17 protein-coding genes are annotated in these 21,843 nt (G+C 66.1%); 11 read left to right on the top strand and 6 right to left on the bottom strand.

Features of this window, described 5'->3' with window-relative positions:
- Positions 1 to 110: 110 nt before the first annotated feature.
- The 4 genes from PWP93_RS01810 to PWP93_RS01795 form a co-directional block, all read right to left on the bottom strand.
- A complete protein-coding gene (locus tag PWP93_RS01810) occupies positions 111 to 1,229 on the bottom strand; it encodes an ABC transporter ATP-binding protein (protein WP_421024522.1) in 1,119 nt (372 codons plus the stop codon).
- Between the two features lie 30 nt (positions 1,230 to 1,259).
- On the bottom strand, positions 1,260 to 2,117 hold the full coding sequence (locus PWP93_RS01805) for a carbohydrate ABC transporter permease (RefSeq protein ID WP_213293438.1): 858 nt from the start codon (positions 2,115 to 2,117) through the stop codon (positions 1,260 to 1,262).
- Positions 2,107 to 3,048: a carbohydrate ABC transporter permease gene (locus PWP93_RS01800; protein ID WP_421043241.1), complete on the bottom strand. Its 942-nt coding sequence runs from the start codon at positions 3,046 to 3,048 to the stop codon at positions 2,107 to 2,109. Before PWP93_RS01800 ends, PWP93_RS01805 begins: the two co-directional genes overlap by 11 nt.
- Before the next feature lie 138 nt (positions 3,049 to 3,186).
- Positions 3,187 to 4,434, bottom strand: a complete 1,248-nt coding sequence (locus PWP93_RS01795) for an ABC transporter substrate-binding protein (RefSeq protein WP_421043240.1) — start codon at positions 4,432 to 4,434, stop codon at positions 3,187 to 3,189.
- Positions 4,435 to 5,053: 619 nt separating this feature from the next.
- Here PWP93_RS01795 and zwf point away from each other — a divergent pair.
- The 3 genes from zwf to PWP93_RS01780 all read left to right on the top strand — a co-directional run bounded on the left by zwf (position 5,054) and on the right by PWP93_RS01780 (position 9,189).
- Positions 5,054 to 6,520, top strand: a complete 1,467-nt coding sequence (gene zwf / locus PWP93_RS01790) for a glucose-6-phosphate dehydrogenase (protein ID WP_421024525.1) — start codon at positions 5,054 to 5,056, stop codon at positions 6,518 to 6,520.
- Between the two features lie 64 nt (positions 6,521 to 6,584).
- Complete coding sequence (gene pgl, locus PWP93_RS01785; protein WP_421024526.1) at positions 6,585 to 7,286, top strand: 6-phosphogluconolactonase; 702 nt, start codon at positions 6,585 to 6,587, stop codon at positions 7,284 to 7,286.
- Positions 7,267 to 9,189: a bifunctional transcriptional regulator/glucokinase gene (locus PWP93_RS01780; protein WP_421043239.1), complete on the top strand. Its 1,923-nt coding sequence runs from the start codon at positions 7,267 to 7,269 to the stop codon at positions 9,187 to 9,189. The genes pgl and PWP93_RS01780 overlap by 20 nt, the downstream gene beginning before the upstream one ends.
- 114 nt (positions 9,190 to 9,303) lie before the next feature.
- Here PWP93_RS01780 and PWP93_RS01775 read toward each other — a convergent pair whose 3' ends face one another.
- Positions 9,304 to 10,539, bottom strand: a complete 1,236-nt coding sequence (locus PWP93_RS01775; RefSeq protein WP_421043238.1) for a Bcr/CflA family multidrug efflux MFS transporter — start codon at positions 10,537 to 10,539, stop codon at positions 9,304 to 9,306.
- 638 nt (positions 10,540 to 11,177) lie between these two features.
- Between PWP93_RS01775 and hemL the strand changes: the two genes are divergently transcribed.
- The 8 genes from hemL to PWP93_RS01735 all read left to right on the top strand — a co-directional run bounded on the left by hemL (position 11,178) and on the right by PWP93_RS01735 (position 20,490).
- Positions 11,178 to 12,467: a glutamate-1-semialdehyde 2,1-aminomutase gene (gene hemL / locus PWP93_RS01770; protein WP_421024530.1), complete on the top strand. Its 1,290-nt coding sequence runs from the start codon at positions 11,178 to 11,180 to the stop codon at positions 12,465 to 12,467.
- Positions 12,468 to 12,565: 98 nt separating this feature from the next.
- On the top strand, positions 12,566 to 13,726 hold the full coding sequence (gene ribD / locus PWP93_RS01765) for a bifunctional diaminohydroxyphosphoribosylaminopyrimidine deaminase/5-amino-6-(5-phosphoribosylamino)uracil reductase RibD (protein ID WP_421043237.1): 1,161 nt from the start codon (positions 12,566 to 12,568) through the stop codon (positions 13,724 to 13,726).
- 44 nt (positions 13,727 to 13,770) lie between these two features.
- Positions 13,771 to 14,406: a riboflavin synthase gene (locus PWP93_RS01760; RefSeq protein ID WP_421044981.1), complete on the top strand. Its 636-nt coding sequence runs from the start codon at positions 13,771 to 13,773 to the stop codon at positions 14,404 to 14,406.
- A gap of 575 nt (positions 14,407 to 14,981) precedes the next feature.
- A complete protein-coding gene (locus PWP93_RS01755) occupies positions 14,982 to 16,811 on the top strand; it encodes an ABC transporter ATP-binding protein (RefSeq protein WP_421043236.1) in 1,830 nt (609 codons plus the stop codon).
- 226 nt (positions 16,812 to 17,037) lie between these two features.
- Entirely contained in the window at positions 17,038 to 18,198 is a 1,161-nt protein-coding gene (gene ribBA / locus PWP93_RS01750; protein WP_421043235.1) for a bifunctional 3,4-dihydroxy-2-butanone-4-phosphate synthase/GTP cyclohydrolase II, read from the top strand.
- A gap of 54 nt (positions 18,199 to 18,252) precedes the next feature.
- On the top strand, positions 18,253 to 18,765 hold the full coding sequence (gene ribH / locus PWP93_RS01745) for a 6,7-dimethyl-8-ribityllumazine synthase (protein WP_129562624.1): 513 nt from the start codon (positions 18,253 to 18,255) through the stop codon (positions 18,763 to 18,765).
- Positions 18,762 to 19,196: a transcription antitermination factor NusB gene (nusB, locus tag PWP93_RS01740; RefSeq protein ID WP_035522241.1), complete on the top strand. Its 435-nt coding sequence runs from the start codon at positions 18,762 to 18,764 to the stop codon at positions 19,194 to 19,196. The genes ribH and nusB overlap by 4 nt, the downstream gene beginning before the upstream one ends.
- A gap of 100 nt (positions 19,197 to 19,296) precedes the next feature.
- The gene (locus tag PWP93_RS01735) at positions 19,297 to 20,490 is read left to right on the top strand and encodes a pyridoxal phosphate-dependent aminotransferase (protein WP_421043234.1); all 1,194 of its coding nucleotides are present in this window, start codon (positions 19,297 to 19,299) and stop codon (positions 20,488 to 20,490) included.
- A 135-nt stretch (positions 20,491 to 20,625) separates the two neighbouring features.
- Here the strand turns inward: PWP93_RS01735 and PWP93_RS01730 are convergent, their stop codons facing one another.
- Positions 20,626 to 21,834: a transglycosylase SLT domain-containing protein gene (locus PWP93_RS01730; protein WP_421043233.1), complete on the bottom strand. Its 1,209-nt coding sequence runs from the start codon at positions 21,832 to 21,834 to the stop codon at positions 20,626 to 20,628.
- Positions 21,835 to 21,843: the final 9 nt, after the last annotated feature.

Here is a 21,843-nt window from a genome sequence, read left to right as displayed (position 1 = left end):
CGAAGCCTTCAGCAAAAACCCCGCGGCTGCTCACGCAGCGGCGGGGTTTTTTATCGCGTACCACACCAGAAGCACACCAGCAAAACCTGGCGCGAATCGATCGGGACCGCTCAAGCGATGCGCTCTTCGGTTTTCGGATCGAACAGCACAGCCTTCGACACGTCGAATAGCAGCTCCATGCTATTGAGCGGCTGCGGATTCGCGCCCGGGTGCACGCGGCTCACGATGCGCTTGCCGTTGACCTGCGCGAACACGAGCGTGTCCGGGCCGGTCGGCTCGATCACGTCGACCTTCACGGTGTGGCGCTGCAGTTCGTGGCCGTGGCCGTCGTGCGAACTGCGCGCGTCGGTGATGCGCTCCGGGCGCAGGCCGAGCACCACCTCCTGGCCGACACGGCCGCGCAGCTTGCTGGCCTCGAACGGCAGGTTCAGCACGCTGCGCGCGACGCCCGTGTCGAGCTCGATGCCGATGCCCGAGCCCTGCTCCACCAGCTTGCCGTTGATGAAGTTCATCGGCGGCGCGCCGATGAAGCCCGCCACGAAGAGATTCGACGGCGAATCGTAGATCTCCTGCGGCGCGCCGAACTGCTGCACGATGCCGTCCTTCATCACGGCGATGCGGTCGCCGAGCGTCATCGCCTCGATCTGGTCGTGCGTCACGTAGACGATCGTCTTGCCCACGCGCTGGTGCAGCAGCTTGATTTCCGAGCGCATCTCGATGCGCAGCTTGGCGTCGAGGTTCGAGAGCGGCTCGTCGAACAGGAACATGATCGGGTCGCGTGCGAGCGCGCGGCCCATCGCGACGCGCTGGCGCTGGCCGCCCGAAAGCTGGCCGGGCTTGCGGTCGAGCAGATGCTGAATCTGCAGCATGCTCGACACGCGGTCGACGATCTGCGTCTGCTCGGCCTTCGGCACCTTGCGGATGTTCAGGCCGAACGAGATGTTCTCGCGCACGGTCATCGACGGATAGAGCGCGTACGACTGGAACACCATCGCGATGTCGCGATCCTTCGGCGAGAGGTTGTTCACCACCTTGCCGTCCATCATGATCTCACCCTTGGTGACAGTTTCGAGACCCGCGATCATGTTGAGCAGCGTCGACTTCCCGCAGCCCGAGCCGCCGACCAGAATCAGGAACTGGCCGTCTTCGATGTCGATGTTGACGCCCTTGAGGACGGGCACCCCGTTGGGGTAGGTCTTGTAGACGTCGCGAATGGAAAGGCTTGCCATGCTATGAATCCTTTAATCGAATAGAGCTTCTTAGCCCTTCACCGCGCCCGCCGTGAGGCCGCGCACGAAGTAGCGGCCGGCGATCACGTAGACGAGCAGCGTGGGCAGCGCGGCGATGATCGCGCCGGCCATGTCGACGTTGTATTCCTTCACGCCCGTGGAGGTGTTCACGAGATTGTTCAGCGCCACCGTGATCGGCATCGAATCGACACCCGAGAACACGATGCCGAACAGGAAGTCATTCCAGATCTGCGTGAATTGCCAGATCAAGCACACCATGAAAATCGGCAGCGAGATCGGCAGCATGATGCGCGTGAAGATCATGAAGAAGCCGGCGCCGTCGATGCGCGCAGCCTTTACGAGTTCCGCCGGCACGCTCACGTAGAAGTTGCGGAAGAACATCGTCGTGAACGCGATGCCGTACACCACGTGCACCAGAACCAGCCCGCCAATCGTGTTCGAAAGGCCGAAGAAGCCTTCGAGACGCGCCATCGGCAAGAGGATCGCCTGAAACGGGATGAAGCAGCCCACCAGCAGCATCGTGAAGAGCGCATCGGCGCCGCGAAAGCGCCAGTGCGTGAGCACGTAGCCATTGAACGCGCCGATGATCGACGAGATCAGCACGGCCGGGATCACCATCTTCACCGAGTTCATGAAGAACGGCTGCATGCCGTCGCAGCGCACGCCGGTGCAGGCATGCGCCCACGCCTTCACCCACGGCGCGAAGCTCGGGCTCGCGGGCAGCGTGAGCATGTTGCCCGTGTGAAGCTCGTCGAGCGTCTTGAACGACGTCGACAGCATCACGTAGAGCGGGAACAGGAAGTACAGGGCGAACAGGATCAGCGCCGCATAGACGAACACGCGGCTCACCTTCATCTTAGGCTGCATTGCGCGTGCTCCTCGATTCCAGGTACATGAGCGGCACGAGCACGGCCACCACTGTCGCGAGCATCATCATCGACGAAGCTGCGCCGACACCGAGCTGCCCGCGGTTGAACGAAAACGTGTACATGAAGATGGCCGGCAGCGACGACGACGTGCCGGGGCCACCCGCGGTGAGCGCGACGACGAGGTCGAAGGTCTTGATCGTGATGTGGCACAGGATCAGCAGCACCGAGAAAAACACCGGACGCATGCTCGGAATCACGATCTTGCGGTAGATCGTGGGCAGTGTCGCGCCATCCACCTGGGCCGCCTTGAAGATTTCGCTGTCGACGCCGCGCAGGCCGGCGAGGAACAGCGCCATGCAAAAGCCGGTGGACTGCCAGACGGCGGCAACCACGATACAGAAAATCGCCTTGTCCGGGTCGTTGAGCCAGTCGAGCTGGAAGCTCGTCCAGCCCCAGTCGTGCAGCACCTGCTGGATACCGAGATCGGGGTTGAAGATCCACTGCCACGCCGTGCCCGTGACGATGTACGAGAGCGCCATCGGATAGAGAAACACCGCGCGCAGCGCGCCTTCCTGGCGAATCTGCTGATCGAGCAGGATCGCGAGAAACAGCCCGAGCGCCACGCAAACGGCGATGAACGGAATGCCGAACCATGCGAGGTTCTGCGCCGAGGTCCACCAGACGTCGTTGCTGAAGAGCTCGCTGTAGCGGTCGAAGCCCGCGAATTCGTAGCGCGGCATCAACCGCGAATTCGACAGCGACAGATAGCCGGTGATGATGATGAAGCCGTAGACAAACACGAGGCTGATCAGAATGCTGGGCGAAAGCACCAGCTTCGGAATCCAGCGGTCTGCGAGCGCCGCCATGGGCGACGCGCGGCCTGTGGCAGGCGTGGCCGCCTTGCCGTTGCCGCTAAGAGAAGCAGTCACTGCGCGACTCCTGGTACGGTGTGGAACATTACGGACTCCGCACGATAAAGGGTTAGGTTTGACCCGTCATGCCCGGAGTGCGCCGCGCACGGCGCACTCCGCCTGTTTCATTGCAACGACTTCAAAAACCCGCTTCGCTTACTTGGTCTTGGCAGCCTTCGCGAGCGCTTCCACCGCGCTCTTCGAATCCTGGGTCGAGTTCATGAACTTCGTGACGACGTCGGTGATCGCACCGGCCGTGGCGTCTGCCTGAGCCATGCCGTGTGCGAGCGACGGCACATAGCCGCCCGCCTTGATCGCGGCCTGCTCATCCGCGTATGACTGCTTGCCGCACGCATCGAACTTGCTCATGTCCACGCCAAGGCGCACCGGGATCGAGCCCTTGTACAGGCTGAACTGTTCCTGGAAAGCGGGGCTCATGATCGTCTTCGCCAGCGCGATCTGACCCGGCGTGGCCGCCTTCTGGTCCTTCTGCTGGAAGAACACGAACGAGTCGACGTTGAACGTGTAGGCCTTCGAGGTGCCCGGCACCGGCGCGCAGACGTAGTCCTTGCCCGGCTGCTTCTTGGCGTTTTCGAACTCGCCCTTGGCCCAGTCACCCATGAACTGCATGCCCGCCTTGCCGTTGATGACCATGGCCGTGGCGAGGTTCCAGTCGCGGCCCGTGCGCGCGTTATCCATATACGACTGAATCTTGCGAACTGTGTCGAACACACCCACCATCTGCTGCGAGGTCAGGGTCTTCTGGTCAAGATCGACAATCGCCTTCTTGTAGAAGTCCGCGCCCTGCGAGAGCACCACGTCTTCCCACAGCGTCAGGTCTTGCCACGGCTGGCCGCCCGCCGCAACCGGCTGGTAGCCCGCGGCCTTGAGCTTGTCGGCCAGCGCGAAGAACTCCGGCCACGTGGTCGGCGCCTTGCCGCCCACCTTGTCGAGCGCGGCCTTGTTGATCCACAGCCAGTTCACGCGGTGCACCGAAAACGGCGCGCCGACGTAATGGCCGTCCGCGCGCATGATCTTGTCGATTTGCGGCGGCAAGTTGGCCTTCCAGTCGCCGGCGGCCGAATCGATCGGCACCAGCACGCCCTGCTGCGCCCATTCCTGGATCAGCGGGCCCTTGATCTGCGCTGCCGTGGGTGCGTTGCCCGAGATCACCTGGGTCTTCAGTGCCGTCATGGCCGCCGCGCCCGCGCCGCCGGCGACCGCGAAGTCCTTCCACACGTAGCCCTGCTTCTGCATGTCGTCCTTGAGCACGCCGACCGCCTTCGATTCGCCGCCCGAAGTCCACCAGTGCAGCACTTCGAGGGATTCGGCTGCCTGCGCAGTCGCGACGCCGGCCATGAGACCTGCGGCGCACAGGGCGCCCATGATCGCTCGGAATTTCATTGCTTATCTCCTCCAGACACCTGATCAGTAAAAACGAGTTGGCCCCTGATGTACCCAGGGTGCGGTGTGGTTAATACAGGCACAAAAACAGGCAAAACACTGGACGGACGGGCGCCGGAGTGCCGCGCGCGTGAAGGTCAATCGATGCGCGCGGGCCGCGGGCCGGTGTCCGGCCGCTGGACGCTCAAGAGATGAGTGGTTCGGAATACAAAGACTGTCTCCTCTTTTGATTTTCTCCGGCCGCGTTCGCAAGCGCGATGCGCAGCCAGTCGAGGCGCGTGCCATGCTCATGCAGCGCGGCGGCCGAACATCCCCACCTCCGGCGCCCGGCAGGCCCATGAACGGCTCCATTGTCCGTTAACATGTGGGACGTTCCGCCCATCCGAAAAAGCGCGCGAAAACCCGTGCACGATTGCTGCAAAACCCATGCTGCGCCGCGCTTGCCTACGCTTTTTTCATCGAATGAACGTTACCTCTTGATTTGGATTGTAGTTAAACTACAATTCAGTGTCAAAAAAAATTTTATCGGACTACGGCCGCCTGGCGCAGCACGATCGGCATACCGCCGCGGCCCCGCCGGAACTTGTTCCCGCGGCATTTCTGGACTGTGACGGAGACTATGCAAAGCCCTAACGATTCTGGTTTCACGTTCGTGCTCTTCGGCGCCACCGGCGACCTGTCGATGCGCAAGATCCTGCCGGCCCTGTTCGAGGCGCACCGCTCGGGCATGCTCGCCGCGTCCGGGAAAATCGTGGGCGTTGCACGCCACGAGGACACTCGCGACCAATACCTCCAGTGGGTCAACGAGCACGTCAAGCCGCACGTCTCGAAGAACGGTCTCGACGAAGCCGCGTGGGCGAGCTTTCTCGAGCGCATCGTCTATGTGAAGCTCGACCTCTCGCGCGCCGAGGACTTCACCACGCTGCGCGACGGCATCGAGGCGCTGCCCGGCATCCGCGTGTTTTACCTGGCCACGGGCCCGTCCCTGTTCGTGCCGATCTGCCGCGCGCTCGCCTCGGTCGGCCTGAACCAGAACGCGCGCATCGTGCTGGAAAAGCCGCTCGGCTACGACCTCGAGTCGTCCAATGCGATCAACGACGCGGTCGGCGAAATCTTCGCCGAAGAGCAGATCTACCGGATCGACCACTATCTCGGCAAGGAGCCGGTGCAGAACCTGCTCGCGCTGCGCTTCGGCAATGCGCTGTTCGAGCCGCTGTGGCGCCGCGAATGGGTCGAAAGCATCCAGATCACCATTGCGGAAGAGCTGGGCGTGGAAGCGCGCGGCGACTTCTACGACAACACCGGCGCGCTGCGCGACATGGTGCAGAACCACTTGCTTCAATTGCTCTCGATCGTCGCCATGGAGCCGCCGCATTCAATGGATTCGGACTCGGTGCGCGACGAAAAGCTGCGCGTGCTGCGCGCGCTCAAGCCCATCAATCCCGCCGATATCAGCAAGGTCGCCGTGCGCGGCCAATACCATGCGGGCGTGATCCGCGGCCAGCAGGTGCCGGGCTACGCGACCGAGCACGGCGTGAAGCCCGATAGCCGCACCGAAACCTTCGTCGCCCTGAACGTCGAGATCGAGAACTGGCGCTGGGCGGGCGTGCCTTTTTTCCTGCGCACGGGCAAGCGTCTGGCCGACCGCGTCGCGGAAATCGTGGTGAACTTCCGCCCCGTGCCGCATTCGGCGCTGGGCCCCACGGCGCTGCGCGCGGGCTCCAACCGTCTAGTCATCCGCCTGCAGCCGAACGAAAATATTCGTCTGTACTGCCTAGCCAAGCAACCTGGCGAAGGCATGAATCTCTCAAGCGTGCATCTCGACCTCGCGTTCGACCAGTTCTTCCGCGAAGGCCAGATGGAGGCGTACCAGCGTCTCTTGCTCGACGTGATCAACGGGCGCCTCGCGCTCTTCGTGCGCCGCGACGAGCAGGAAGCCGCGTGGAAATGGGTCGAGCCCATCCTCAACGAATGGGCCGTGTCGCCCCGCCCGCCCAAGCCTTATGCCGCGGGCACCTGGGGACCGGCAGCGTCGAGCGCGATGCTGGCGCAGCACGGCACCTGCTGGCTCGAAGAAGAGAATTGACCGGACCGATGAACACCCCCGCGAACATCCCCGCGGATCGACAAAAAAGCAGCCTGGAGGAGAAGTGATCGAGCTTCACGTATTCGACGACCCGCGCGTCCAATCGGACGCGCTGGCGCGAGCCGTGGGCGACGCACTACATGCGTCGCTCGCCGCTCTTGCTGCCGCGCCCGGCACCGGCGCGCGCCGTGCAACGCTCGCGGTTTCCGGCGGCACGAGCCCGCGTCCGTTTCTCGAGACCCTGTCGACGCACCGCTTCGACTGGGCGCACACCGACATCACCCTGGTGGACGACCGCTGGGTGCCCGAGACCGATCCGGCCAGCAACGCACGCCTCGCGCACGAGACCCTGCTGAAGCACGAGGCGGCGCAGGCGCGTTTCCTGCCGCTCGTCGACGTCACGCAGGAACTGGATGCGCACGTGGCCGCGCTCAACGCCGACCCGCAGCGCCGCCTGCCCAACGTCGCGGTGCTCGGCATGGGCGAAGACGGCCACACCGCGTCGATCTTCGCCGACGCGCCCGAGTGGCACGAAGCCATCACCACGGCGCGCCCGTTCGTGGCCGTGCATCCGCAGGCCGCGCCGCACGCGCGCGTCTCGTGGTCGATGCAGGCGCTGCGCCAGGTCGATCGCCTGTTCCTGCTGATCGCGGGCCAGCGCAAGCTCGACGTGCTGCAACAAGCCGCTGCCGCGGAACAGAACAACGCCATCTCGAAGCTGGCGAACGACAAGGGAGTGAGACTCGATGTCTACTGGTGCGCCTAACAAATCCGCCCCTGGCGCGGGCCAGCACGCCGACGGACCGAGGCTGCTCGCCGACATCGGCGGAACCAACGCGCGCTTCGCGCTGGAGACGCGCGCGGGCGAGATCGGCCAGGTGCGCGTCTACCCATGCGCCGACTATCCGGGCGTCGCGGACGTGATCCAGCAGTATCTGAAGGACACGAAGATCGGCCGCGTGAACCACGCCGCGATCGCCATTGCGAACCCGGTCGACGGCGACCAGGTGCGCATGACCAATCACGACTGGACCTTCTCGATCGAAGCCACGCGCCGCGCGCTCGGCTTCGACACGCTGCTGGTCGTGAACGACTTCACCGCGCTCGCCATGGCCTTGCCGGGCCTGACCGACGCGCAGCGCACCCAGGTGGGCGGCGGCCAGCGCCGCCAGAACAGCGTGATCGGCCTGCTCGGGCCGGGCACGGGCCTCGGCGTCTCGGGCCTGATTCCCGCCGACGACCGCTGGATCGCGCTCGGCAGCGAAGGCGGCCACGCCAGCTTCGCGCCGCAGGACGAGCGCGAAGATCTCGTGCTCCAGCACGTGCGCAGGAAGTGGCCGCACGTGTCGTTCGAGCGCGTCTGCGCGGGGCCCGGCATCGAGCTGATCTATGGGGCGCTTGCCGCGCGCGACAAGAAGAAGGTGGGCGCGGACATCAACACGGCCGAGATCGTCAAGCGCGCGCACGACGGCGACGCGCTCGCGGCGGAAACCATCGAATGCTTCTGCGGCATTCTCGGCAGCTTCGCGGGCAACATCGCGATGACGCTCGGCTCGCTCGGCGGCATTTATATCGGCGGCGGCGTGGTGCCGCGTCTGGGCGAGCTATTCATGCGCTCGTCGTTTCGCCAGCGCTTCGAGGCCAAGGGCCGCTTCGACGCCTATCTCGCTAACGTGCCCACCTACGTCATTACCGCCGAATACCCGGCGTTTCTCGGCGTCTCGGCCATCCTCGCGGAACAGCTCTCGAACCGCGCGGGCGGCGGATCGTCGGCGGTGTTCGAGCGCATCCGCCAGATGCGCGATGCGCTCACGCCCGCCGAGCGGCGCGTGGCCGACCTCGCGCTCAACCATCCGCGCTCGATCATCAACGACCCCATCGTCGATATCGCGCGCAAGGCCGACGTGAGCCAGCCCACGGTGATCCGCTTTTGCCGCTCGCTCGGCTGCCAGGGGCTCTCCGACTTCAAGCTCAAGCTCGCCACCGGCTTGACGGGCACGATCCCCGTGAGCCACAGCCAGGTGCATCTGGGCGACACCGCGACCGACTTCGGCGCGAAGGTGCTCGACAACACGGTTTCGGCCATCCTGCAGCTGCGCGAGCACCTGAACTTCGAGCAGGTCGAGCAGGCCATCACACTGCTCAACGGCGCGCGGCGCATCGAGTTCTATGGGCTCGGCAACTCGCATATCGTCGCGCAAGACGCGCACTACAAGTTCTTTCGCTTCGGCATCCCGACTATCGCGTATGGCGACCTGTACATGCAGGCGGCGTCCGCCGCGCTGCTCGGCAAGGGCGACGTGATCGTGGCGGTCTCGAAGTCGGGCCGCGCGCCCGAGCTCTTGCGCGTGCTCGACGTTGCCATGCAGGCCGGCGCGAAAGTGATTGCGATCACGTCGAGCAACACGCCGCTCGCCAAGCGCGCGACCGTGGCGCTCGAAACCGATCACATCGAGATGCGCGAGTCGCAGCTTTCGATGATCTCGCGCATCCTGCACTTGCTGATGATCGACATTCTCGCCGTGGGCGTCGCGATCCGCCGCGCGTCGCCCGAGGGCGACATGAGCCACGCCGTCGAAACGGCCCGCGAGCAGGCCGACGACGACGCCTCCGCCGTGCTCGACTGGCTGAGCCACGGCGCGTCATCGTCGGCGCGCGCGAGCGATTGATGTCAATGCGTGACGCAAACGCATGACGCAAACGCATGACGCAAATGCGCGACGCGAACGTGCGATGAAATGAACAACGGGACGCCTCGGCGTCCCGTTGTTCATGGTGCGCGCTTACGCGTTCGACGCCGTCTGGCTCACGCCCGGCGCGGGCCGGCCATGCCACTTCACGACGATACGGCGGCCAACCCAGGTGAGCGCGCCGCACGCGCCGATCGTGCAGCCCATGCCGAGCGGCGAGACACCCGGGAACCAGCCGACCACGACGCTCGCGAACGCGCCCAGCGCGAGCTGCGTCGCGCCGAACACCGCAGCGGCCGCGCCGGCGTTCTTCGGGTAGCGGTACATCAGATCGGTCGCGCAGTTCGCGCTCAGCAGCCCCACCACGCCCACCACGAAGAACAGCCCTGCCACGATCGACCACAGCCCGCCCCACCCCGTCACGCACACGAGCGCAACAAAGAACGACGCGGCGATGCTCACCGTGGAGGCCATCGACACCATGCGCAGCGTGCCCATGCGCCCGATGAAGCGCGTGTTGAGGAAATTGCCGAGCATGATGCCGAAAACGTTCGCGCCGAAGAACAGCCCGTAGTGCTGGGGCGAGACGTGGAAGTACTCGATATAGACGAACGGCGTGGCCGAGATATAGGTGAACATGGCCGCGAACGCCATGCCGCCGCACAGCATGTGGCCCCAGACGAGCGGGTCGCGCAGCAACCGCTCGTACGCCATGAACGAGCGCAGCACGGCACCGCTCTCACGCTTCTCGGCGGGCCAGGTCTCGGGCACGCGCAGCCAGGCGGTCGCAGCGCACGCGAGGCCGAACAGTGTGAGTGCGACGAACACCACGCGCCAGCCGCCGAGCAGCAGCAACTGCCCGCCGATGAGCGGCGCGAGCAGCGGCCCGATCGAGGTGACGATGGCGACCATCGACAGCACCTTGGCGGCGTCGGACGGCTCGTGCGCGTCGCGCGCGATCGCCCGCGCGAGAACGGAGGCCGCGCCCGCGCCGAGCGCCTGCAGAAAGCGCACGACCGTGAGCTCGCCCACCGAGTACGAGAACCAGCATGCGATGCTCGCGAGCGTGAAAAGCGCGATGCCGCCCAGCAGCACGGGGCGACGGCCGTAGGCATCGGAGAGCGGGCCGTAGAGCAGCATGCCGATCGAGAAGCCGGCCATGAAACTCGTGAGCGTGAGCGCGGCCGCAGCCGTGCTCACGCCGAACGACTGGGCGATGGCGGGCAGGCTCGGCAGGTACATGTCGGTGGCGAGCGGGCCGCAGGCGGCGAGCGCGCCGAGCAACAGGATCAGCCGGCCATCGGGCCGGCGTCGCGGGGAATGGGGCATGGGATCGACCAGGAGCGGACCGTCGCCGAGGGCGCGGTCCCGGTGTTCTGGGCCGCTTCGGCATGACCCGGTTGGGGTCTCATCCGCGTCTTTCCTCCGCATCTCGATTGCGATGCAAGTGCGACGCGGGTGACGCAAAAAGCGGCTACGTAGCGGGGGCATTGTACCCGACGCTTAAATTCCGCTTTCGGCATCGCGCAAGGCCAGGCGAGGCCAGGCCGGGCTGCGCCCACGCTTTGCGTTAAGCTGCGCCCTTTCCCGTTCTTCAATGCGCCGCACGGCGCGAGCTTCGTTCTTCGGGCACGGTCATCAAGCCGATCGCCGAGGGCGCGCTGGAGAAACGCTGGGCCGAGCTGACCGGCAAGCGGCCCATGCCGGCCGCCGCGGTTGCGGCGGTTGCGGCGCATGACGCGCTTGCGCGGACCGCGCGCCGTCCGTAGCGGCCCCCGGCCCATTCGGCGTGAGTCCGGTACAATTTCGCCATTGCCGCCCCTTCGCTGGCGCCCGGCCCGGCACCTCGTCTGGCCGGCCCCGAGCCGCATGGGGTCCGAGCGTCGGCGCGCCAAGGCCCCGCCTGCCGCGCGCCTGATCACACCACTGCAGCCACCGCACCAACCACTCTCGCAGGCCCAGCACCCATGTCCAACAGCTCGTCCACGAACCAGGCCCTCTTCGAACGCGCCCAGCGCACCATTCCGGGCGGCGTCAATTCGCCCGTGCGCGCGTTCCGCTCGGTCGGCGGCACGCCGCGCTTCATCGAGCGCGCACAAGGTGCGTACTTCTGGGACGCCGAAGGCAAGCGCTATATCGACTACATCGGCTCGTGGGGCCCGATGATCGTCGGCCATGTCCACCCCGAGGTGCTCGAAGCCGTGCAGCGCGTGCTCGTCAACGGCTTCTCGTTCGGCGCGCCCACCGAAGCAGAAATCGAGATCGCCGAGGAAATCTGCAAGATCGTGCCGTCGATGGAGCAGGTGCGCATGGTTTCGAGCGGCACCGAAGCCACCATGAGCGCGCTGCGGCTCGCACGCGGCTACACGAAGCGCGACCGCATCGTGAAGTTCGAAGGCTGCTATCACGGCCACGCCGACAGCCTGCTCGTGAAGGCCGGCTCGGGTCTGCTCACGTTCGGCAACCCCACATCGGCGGGCGTGCCGGTGGACATCGCGAAGCACACCACGGTGCTCGAGTACAACAACGTCGCGGCGCTCGAAGAAGCGTTCAAGGCGTTCGGCGACGAGATCGCCGCCGTGATCGTCGAGCCCGTCGCGGGCAACATGAATCTCGTGAAGGCCACGCCCGAATTCATTGGCGCGCTGCGCAGCCTAACGGCGAAGCACGGCAGCGTGCTGATCTTCGACGAGGTGATGTGCGGCTTCCGCGTCGGCCTGCGCGGCGCGCAGGCGCTCTACGGCATGCAGGCCGATCTCGTTTGTCTGGGCAAGGTGATCGGCGGCGGCATGCCGGCGGCGGCGTTCGGCGGCCGCCGCGAGATCATGGACCACCTCGCCCCCAACGGCGGCGTGTACCAGGCGGGCACGCTCTCGGGCAACCCGATCGCCGTGGCCGCGGGCCTGAAGACGCTGCAACTCATTCAGGCGCCGGGCTTCTACGACCGGCTCACAGCGCAGACCGCGCGGCTCGCGCAAGGCCTCTCGCAGGCCGCACGCGAAGCGAACGTGCCGTTCGTCGCCGATTCGGTGGGCGGCATGTTCGGTCTCTATTTCGCGGACAAGGTTCCGGGCAGCTTCGCGGAAGTCACGAAGAGCGACGTGACGCGCTTTAACCGCTTCTTCCATCAGATGCTGGACGCGGGCGTGTACTTCGCTCCGTCGGCTTACGAGGCGGGCTTCGTGTCGAGCGCGCACGACGACGCCCTCATCGACGAAACGATCGCCGCCGCGCGCCACGCGTTCGCCGCGCAGTAAGGCACACCGTAAGGCGCGCAACAAGGCGCGCCGAGCATCAGCCGAACGCGGGGCGCACGCCCCGCCCCTCACCCGCAACGCCCCGGAGCCCGCACGACATGTTTTCGCAAGCCGATTTCACCTACATGGAGCGCGCGCTCGCCCTCGCGGTGCGCGGTCTGTACACGACCGATCCGAACCCGCGCGTCGGCTGCGTGCTGGTGAAGGACGGCGTGGTGATCGGCGAGGGCTTCACGCAGCCCGCTGGCCACGACCACGCCGAAATCCAGGCGTTGAGGGACGCGCGTGCGCGCGGCCACGAAGTGCGCGGCGCCACTGCCTACGTGACGCTCGAACCGTGCAGCCATTTCGGCCGCACGCCGCCCTGCGCGAATGCACTGATCGAAGCGAAGGTCGCGCGCGTGATCGCGGCGATGGAGGACCCCAACCCGCTCGTTTCGGGGCGCGGCCTCGCGATACTGCGCGACGCGGGCATCGAAGTGCGCTGCGGCCTGCTCGCCAACGAAGCGCGCGAACTGAATATCGGCTTCGTCTCGCGCATGACGAGAAAGCGCCCCTGGGTGCGCATGAAGGTGGCGGCATCGCTCGACGGCCGCACTGGCCTGCCTTCGGGCGAAAGCCAGTGGATCACGGGCGAAGCCGCGCGCGCCGACGGCCACGCGTGGCGTGCACGCGCCTCGGCCATCCTCACGGGCATCGGCACTGTGAAGGAAGATGACCCGCGCATGACCGTGCGCGCGATCGACACGCCGCGCCAGCCCAAGCGCATTCTCATCGACAGCCGTCTCGACGCCTCGCCGCTCTCACAGATCTTCGTTGGCGCGCCCACGCTGGTGTTTTGCGCCGCGCTCGACGCCACCAACGAGGAACGCGCCGATGCGCTGCGCGCGCGCGGCGCCGAAATCGTCGCGCTCGGCAACGCGGGCGGCAAGGTGGATCTGCCCGCCGTGCTCACGGAGCTGGCCGCGCGCGGCGTGAACGAACTGCACGTGGAAGCCGGCTACAAGCTCAATGGATCGCTGCTGCGCGAAGGCTGCGTGGACGAGCTGCTCGTCTATCTCGCGCCCTCGCTGCTCGGCACGGACGCGCTCGGCATGTTCAATCTTGCCGCGCCCGCGACGCTCGATGCGCGCACGCGCCTCGCGTTCCACTCGGTCGAGCGCGTCGCCGAGGATCTGCGCATCCTCGCGCGCCTCGTGCCCGATGACTCGAATGCGAATCTCGACGCGGATACGCACGCGCATGGAGACGCATCATGATTGTTTCTGACGAACTGAACGCACTGAACACAAAGGACAGCCAGATGTTTACCGGAATCGTCGCGGCCGTGGGCCGCATCGAATCGATCAAGCCGCTCGGCAGCGACGCTGATGCGGGCGTGCGCCTCACCGTCGACGCGGGCGGCCTCGACCTCGACGACGTGCAGCTCGGCGACAGCATCGCCATTCAGGGCGCGTGCATGACCGTCATCGAAAAATCTGCGACCCGCTTCGACGTGGACGTCTCGCGCGAAAGCCTGAACCGCACCGTGGGCCTCGCCGACACGGGCGAAGTGAATCTGGAAAAAGCGCTGCGCGCGCACGACCGTCTGGGAGGCCATATCGTCTCGGGCCACGTGGACGGCCTTGGCACTGTCACGCGCTTTGCGCCCGTCGGCGAGTCGCACGAGCTGCGCGTGCTCGCACCCGCGGATATCGGCCGCTATCTCGCCTATAAAGGCTCGGTCACGGTCAACGGCGTGAGCCTGACCGTAAACTCGGTGGACGACCGCGCGGACGGCTGCGAATTCTCGATCAACCTGATCCCGCACACCGTTGAAGTGACCACGCTCAAGCACCTCGTGGCCGGCGCGAAGGTGAATCTCGAGATCGATTTGATTGCGCGGTATGTGGAGCGGATGCTCGGTGCGTCTCAGAACAACCCTAAACCGTTGAAATAATCCGAATTTTGAAATCCACGGTTTGCCGCTGCCTCCCCCGATCTGGCCGAATTCGCGATTGGATGGCGGCGGTGATTCCGAATGTGCACGACCCTTACCTACGGTTCGTATTATCGTCAGGTCTCCAAAATTCGGCTCTTCGCCCATTCAACAGGGTCAAAATTTCCGATTCAAAACGGCCCTGACTCTGTATCCCCGGGCACCGCGCAAGCGCAACTGCAGCATCACTGATAAAATCCGTCCGAATTCCCTCGCGGCCGCCTTTTTGACGCGCCGCGCGTTCCCCACCCGAACACCACGAAGGAGGCAAAGATGGCAGTAGTCAAGAAGGCCGCCGTCATGCCGCCGGTTCGGGTGATGCCACATATCGCGCACGCCCTGCTTCCGGCGCGCTGACTGCGTCCACGACGGCGCGTCTCGGGCGGTGCGCCCGTGGCGGCGATCTGGCCGCCACGCCGCTTTCCCACGATTTCGAGGATTGACGTTCGGCATCCGGTGCCTGAACGAGCGAACCCCGTTTTCCGCTCATCGCATTTCTGAAGAGTCTTCAGGCCTTTGGCCCGAAGCATCTGTCCATGGCAGAGCAAGACAAAAACCCTGCTTCCGGCGGACAAACGTTCCGCAATGTTCTCGGCTTCACGTTCCGGCAGTGGTCGCGCCAGCCGCGCCGCGCAGGCGCGGTGGCCCTCGCCGCGCTACTGGGCGCGCTCGCCGACGTGCTCACGCCGCACTATGCGGGCCAGCTCGTCGACGCGCTCGCGCACGACGCCGCGAGCGGCAATGCCGCCGCCTGGCACGCCGCCGTCACGGCGTTCGGGGCACTGACGGCGCTCGGGCTCACCGGCACGCTGATGCGCCAGGCCGCATTCCAGAACATCATCGTGCTCACGCTGAAGATGATGAGCGAGATCGCCACGCACGCCTTTCACCGCGTGCAGCGCTTCTCCACCGACTGGCACGCGAACAGCTTCGCCGGCTCGACCGTGCGCAAGATCACGCGCGGCATGTGGGCGCTCGACCTGCTCAACGACACGCTGCTCGTGGCGCTCTTTCCGTCGCTCGTGATGCTGGTCGGCTCGACCGCCCTGCTCGCGCTGCAGTGGCCCGTCATGGGCCTCGTGGTCGGTATCGGCTCGGTGCTTTATCTCGCCATCACCGTGTCGCTGTCGCTGTTCTACGTCGCGCCCTCCGCGCGCCTCGCGAACCAGTGGGACACGAAGATGGGCGGCGCGCTCGCCGACGCCATTTCGTGCAACGCGGTCGTCAAGGCCTTCGGCGCGGAAACGCGCGAAGAGGCACGGCTCGCGCGCGTGATCGACAAATGGGACAGCCGCACGCGCCGCACCTGGCGGCGCGGCACCTTCAACGGCGGCGTACAGGGCGCGCTGCTGGTTGCGATGCAGGCCGCCATACTCGGCGCGGCGCTCCTGCTGTGGGCGCGCGGGCTCGCGAGCGTGGGCGACATCACCTTCGCGCTCACGCTGTTTTTCCTGCTCAAGGGTTATCTGCGCGACGTGGGCATGCACGTGCGCAACCTGCAACGCTCGGTCAACGACATGGAAGAGCTGGTGATGCTCGAAGCCCAGCCGCTCGGCATCGAAGATGAAGCGGGAGCGCCACCGATCGTGATCGACCGTGGCGACATCCGCTTCGAGAACATGACGTTCCGTTACGGCGCGCACGAGCGGCCGCTCTACGCGAATCTTTCACTGCGCATCGAGCCGGGCGAACGCGTGGGCCTGGTCGGCCATTCGGGCTCCGGCAAGACCACGCTCATCAAGCTGATCCAGCGCCTCTACGATGTCACCGACGGCCGCATCACGATTGACGACCAGGACATCGCGCAGGTGCAGCAGGCGTCGCTGCGCTCGCAGATCGCCATCGTGCAGCAAGAGCCGGTGCTGTTCCACCGCTCGCTTGCCGAGAACATTGCTTATGCGCGGCCCGGCGCGACCCACGACGAGATCGTGCGGGCGGCGAAACTCGCGAGCGCGCACGACTTCATCATGGCGCTGCCGCGCGGCTATGAAACGCTCGTGGGCGAGCGCGGCGTCAAGCTCTCGGGCGGCGAGCGCCAGCGCGTGGCGATCGCGCGCGCGTTCCTTGCAAACGCACCGATCCTGATCTTCGACGAAGCGACCTCCAGTCTCGACAGCGAAAGCGAAGTGCTGATCCAGCAGGCGATGGAGCGGCTGATGGAGGGCCGCACGACGGTCGTGGTCGCGCACCGGCTTTCGACCGTGCGCGCGCTCGACCGCCTGCTGGTGCTCGAGCGCGGGCGCGTCGCGGAGGAAGGCACGCACGACGAACTCGTGCGCCGCGAGAACGGGCTGTACCGCCGCCTGTTCGAGCGCCAGGCGCTGGAGCTCACGAAGGGACTCGCCGACGATGTCGTGCTGCGATAAACGGCGACTGAACAGCTTCATTGTCGCGAAAGCGCCACTCGGGGGGCGTGCGGGACGTTCGGCCAACCCTTGCATACGCCCGATGCGCATCCGGCGAGGCGAACGCCCAACGCCTGCAAGCCCGCTCACGCACACGCCAGACCCAAATCCCTCCGCCACCCTTCGTTCTGGGCGACGCGCCCGCCCGCGTGGCGTAAAATGTGCGCTTTCCAGCCAAAATTCCACCATGACGCTCGCCTCCACCCTTGAAATCATCGCCGAGCTCAAAGCCGGCAAGATGGTGATCCTCGTCGACGAAGAAGACCGGGAAAACGAGGGCGACCTCGTCATCGCAGCGGAGTTCGTCACGCCCGAAGCCATCAACTTCATGGCGAAGTACGGCCGCGGCCTGGTCTGCCTCACGCTCACGCAGGAGCGCTGCAAGCTGCTCAACCTGCCGCTCATGACTTATCGCAACGGCACGCAGTACGGCACGGCGTTCACGGTCAGCATCGAGGCGGCCGAAGGCGTGACCACCGGCATCTCCGCCGCCGACCGCGCACGCACGATCCAGACCGCCGTGGCACATGACGCGCGCGCCGAGCATATCGTGCAGCCGGGCCACGTGTTCCCGATCATGGCGCAGCCCGGCGGCGTGCTCGTGCGCGCGGGCCACACCGAGGCCGGTTGCGACTTCACGGCGCTTGCGGGCCTCACGCCGGCGGCGGTGATCTGCGAGATCATCAAGGACGACGGCACGATGGCGCGCCTGCCCGATCTGATCGAGTTCGCCAAGGAGCACGACATCAAGATCGGCACCATCGCCGACCTGATCCACTACCGCAGCCGCACCGAATCGATCGTCGAACGCGTGGCCGAGCGCACCATGCACACCGCCCACGGCACGTTCCGCGCGGTCATGTACATCGACCAGCCCACCCGCACGCCGCACATCGCGCTCGTGCGCGGCACGCCCAAGCCCGGCGAGGACACGCCGGTGCGCGTGCACGAGCCGCTTTCGGTGCTGGATCTGCTGGAAACGGGCTCCTCCACGCACTCGTGGACGCTCGACGCGGCCATGCGCGAAATCGCCGAGCGCGATCTCGGCGTGATCGTCATGCTCAACTGCGGCGACACCAAGGAACATCTGATCGACGTCTTCAAGGCGTTCGACCAGAAGGAGCGCGCAGAGGCGCTCGCGCGCCGGCCGGTGGACTTCAAGACATACGGCATCGGCGCGCAGATCCTGCGCGAACTCGGCGTGGGCCGCATGCAGGTGCTCTCCAAGCCGCGCCGCCTCGGCAGCATGTCGGGCTATGGCCTCGAAGTCACCGGCTTCGTGCCAATGCCGGGCAGCGACGCAGAAGCGCCCTGCCCGCCGGAAGCCGCCGACCGCCCGGCACATTAAGCCGCAGGCCCCACTTCACGCGTCACCACGCTCAACCGAACCTACGGATATCACATGGAAATCGGACAATACCAACCGAATCTCGACGGCGATGGACTGCGCATCGGCATCGTCCAGTCGCGCTTTAACGAACCCGTCTGCAACGGCCTCGTCGACGCCTGCATCGAAGAGCTCGAACGCCTCGGCGTCACGGGCGAAGACGTGCTGCTCGTCACCGTGCCGGGCGCGCTGGAAATTCCGCTCGCCCTGCAAAAGCTCGCCGAAAGCGGCCAGTTCGACGCCCTGATCGCGCTCGGCGCGGTCGTGCGCGGCGAGACGTACCACTTCGAGCTCGTCTCGAACGAAAGCGGCGCGGGCATCTCGCGCATCGCGCTCGACTTCGGCGTGCCGGTCGCGAATGCGGTCCTCACGACCGAGAACGATGAGCAGGCCATCGCGCGCATGACCGAGAAGGGTCGTGACGCCGCGCGCGTCGCCGTCGAAATGGCGAACCTCACGGTCGCGCTGGAGCAGCTCGACGGTGGCGACGACGACGAAGACGAGGAAGACGAAGAGGAACAGCAATGAAGAGTGCGCGCCGCCGCTCCCGCGAACTGGCCACGCAGGGCTTGTATCAGTGGCTGCTGTCGGGTGTGCCCGCCGGCGAGATCGACGCGCAGCTGCGCGGTTCGCAGGGCTACGACAAGGCCGACCACGAGCACCTGGACGCCCTTCTGCACGGCGTGATCCGCGAATCGGAGGAGCTCTCCGCCGCCATCGTGCCGTGCCTGGACCGTCCGATCGAGCAGCTCTCGCCCGTCGAGCGCGCGGTGCTGCTCGTGGCGACCTACGAGTTCAAGCACCACGTCGACATTCCGTATCGCGTCGTCATCAACGAGGCGGTCGAGCTCACGAAAACCTTCGGCGGCTCTGACGGCTACAAGTACGTGAACGGCGTGCTCGACAAGCTCGCGGCGCAATTGCGCGCCACCGAAGCCCAGGCCGCCCGCCGGTCGTAATGGCGGTAAGGGTTGTAATGGCATGAAGCGCGCGGGGCCGGGGCATCGAGCCCTCGGCCTCTCGCGCGCTCCATCGCCCGCAAGTACTGGAAACACCCGCATGAACACTGTTGCCGAACCGCTGCTGCGGCTTGCCGCGCGCGTCGACGAGATCCAGCCTTTCTACGTCATGGAACTGGCGAAGGAGGCCGCGAAGCTCGAACGCGCCGGTCGCGACATCATCCATATGGGCATCGGCGAGCCGGACTTCACGGCGCCCGAGCCCGTCGTCGAGGCCGCCGCCGCGGCGCTGCGCCGTGGCGTCACGCAATATACGAATGCGCTCGGCCTCCACACGCTGCGCGAGGCGATCGCAGCACACTACGAACACGCCTACGGCCTAAAGGTCGATCCGGCACGCATCGTCGTGACGGCCGGCGCCTCGGCAGCGTTGCTGCTCGCCTGCACTGCGCTCGTCGACCGCGACGACGAAGTGCTCATGCCCGACCCGTGCTATCCGTGCAACCGGCACTTCGTGGCCGCCGCGGAAGGCAAGCCGGTGCTCGTGCCGAGCGGCCCGGAGGCGCGCTTCCAGCTCACCGCCGACGACGTCGAGCGTCTGTGGACGGCGCGCACGCGAGGCGTGCTGCTCGCCTCACCGTCGAACCCCACCGGCACCTCGATCGAGCCCGACGAGCTCGCACGCATCGTGAAGGCCGTGCGCGCACGCGGCGGCTTCACGATCGTCGACGAGATCTATCAGGGCTTGAGCTACGACGCGTGCCCCGTCTCCGCCCTCTCGTTCGGCGACGACGTGGTGACCGTCAACAGCTTCTCGAAGTACTTCAACATGACCGGTTGGCGGCTGGGCTGGCTCGTGGTGCCGCCCGTGCTGGTCGGCGCGTTCGAAAAGCTCGCGCAGAACCTGTTCATCTGCGCGTCGGCGCTCGCGCAACATGCGGCGCTCGCCTGTTTCGAGCCGCAGACGCTGGACATCTACGAAGCACGCCGGCTGGAGTTCAAGCGCCGCCGCGACTTCATCGCGCCTGCGCTCGAGTCGCTCGGCTTCACCGTGCCGGTGATGCCCGACGGCGCGTTCTATGTCTACGCCGACTGCACGAACGTCAATCACCCGGCGGCCGGCGACAGCGACGCGCTCACGCGCGCCATGCTGCACGATGCAGGCACGGTGATGGTTCCGGGCATGGACTTCGGCGCGGCGGCGCCGCACCAATATGTACGGCTCTCATATGCCACGGCTTACGAGCGGCTCGAAGAGGCGGTCGGGCGGCTGCGAACCTTGTTCAATCGCTGATCCCCCAGCGATTCCGTTGCTGCCGCCAAGCCGGCAGACATGAAAAAAGGCACCCGAGGGTGCCTTTTTCGTTTTTCGTATTCCCCGGCATGTCCTGCTGGCCGGAGTCCGATCTCGATGCCTTTCGATACCTTGTTACGCGCCGAACTCGGACTGGCTGTGCTTCTGGGCCGCCGTGCTGGCGCCGTTGTTGGCGTCGTCCTGTTCAGGTGCGGTCTTCTCGGCCGCGGGCTTCTCCACCAGCGCATGCGCGTTGTCGAGCGTCACGTGCACACGCTTCTCGCCGCTGGTGTTCGCCACTTTCTGCACCGACGACGTGCTGGCCGTGGTCGTCACAGGCGCCTGAGGCGCGTTGATCGGCACGTTGCGGCCACGAGCCACGTCGCGCAGACGCCCACGCTCGGCCATGACCTTGGCGCCGTAGCCACCGTCGTCGGGCGAGGTCGAGCCCACGTACAGGCGCAGACCGCCCGGCAGCGAACCGCCGCGCGCGATACAGTCCTTCAGGACCAGCGCGCCGACCTTGATGTTCGCGAGCGGATCAAGCGCAGCGCTCTGGCCGCCGAAGTACCGGAATTTGTCCGAGTGAACCTTCGACATGACCTGCATGAGACCTTGTGCGCCCACGCCACTTTCGGCGTACGGGTTGAAGCCCGACTCGATCGCCATGACCGCGAGCAGCAGCAGAGGATCGAGCCCCACTTCACGGCCGGTGTCGAAGGCAGCCTTGACGAGTTCGCCGACCGGCTCCTGCGCCACGCGATAGCGGCGCGCGATATAGGTCGCAACCATCGCCTGTTCGCGCGCCGAAACCAGCACGCGGTCGTCGCGGGCATCGGGCGTGATGCGCTGCGACGGGATCATGCGCGCCAGCGTGCCGACGCTCGGCAGCGAACGCGGGTCGAGACCATTGAGCGTGACCGCGTCGAGCGTGGCCATGCCGCCTTTGGAAACGCTGGTTGCGACGCGATCCACCACGCCGTTGGAACCGCCGGGCGCCACGTTAGCCGCGGGCGCACCGGCATCGGGAAGAAATGCCACAGCGCCAGCCTTGCTGTCTTCGTTCGCCATCACGCTGGGCGGCGGCAGGACCGCAGGCAGCGGATTGCCCTGCAGCAGACGCGCGGGGCCCGCCTGCACGGCTGCGGAAACAAAAGGCATCATGCGCGCCGCCACCGCGCCGCGCCACGAGGGCAGCAACCAGATAGCGAGCGCAACAAGGACGGCGCAACCGCCCACGATGCTGAACAGATGGTGGCTCAAACGCGTGCCACGTCGCAGTAGCGCACGCAACCCCGAAGCGAAACGCTCATCGGCGCGCCACCACGATAACCAGGTATTCATCTAACGGAT

This window comes from Paraburkholderia sp. A1RI-2L, from assembly GCF_048957375.1.
Classification (GTDB): domain Bacteria; phylum Pseudomonadota; class Gammaproteobacteria; order Burkholderiales; family Burkholderiaceae; genus Paraburkholderia.
This window is presented reverse-complemented; position numbering and strand designations above follow the sequence as displayed.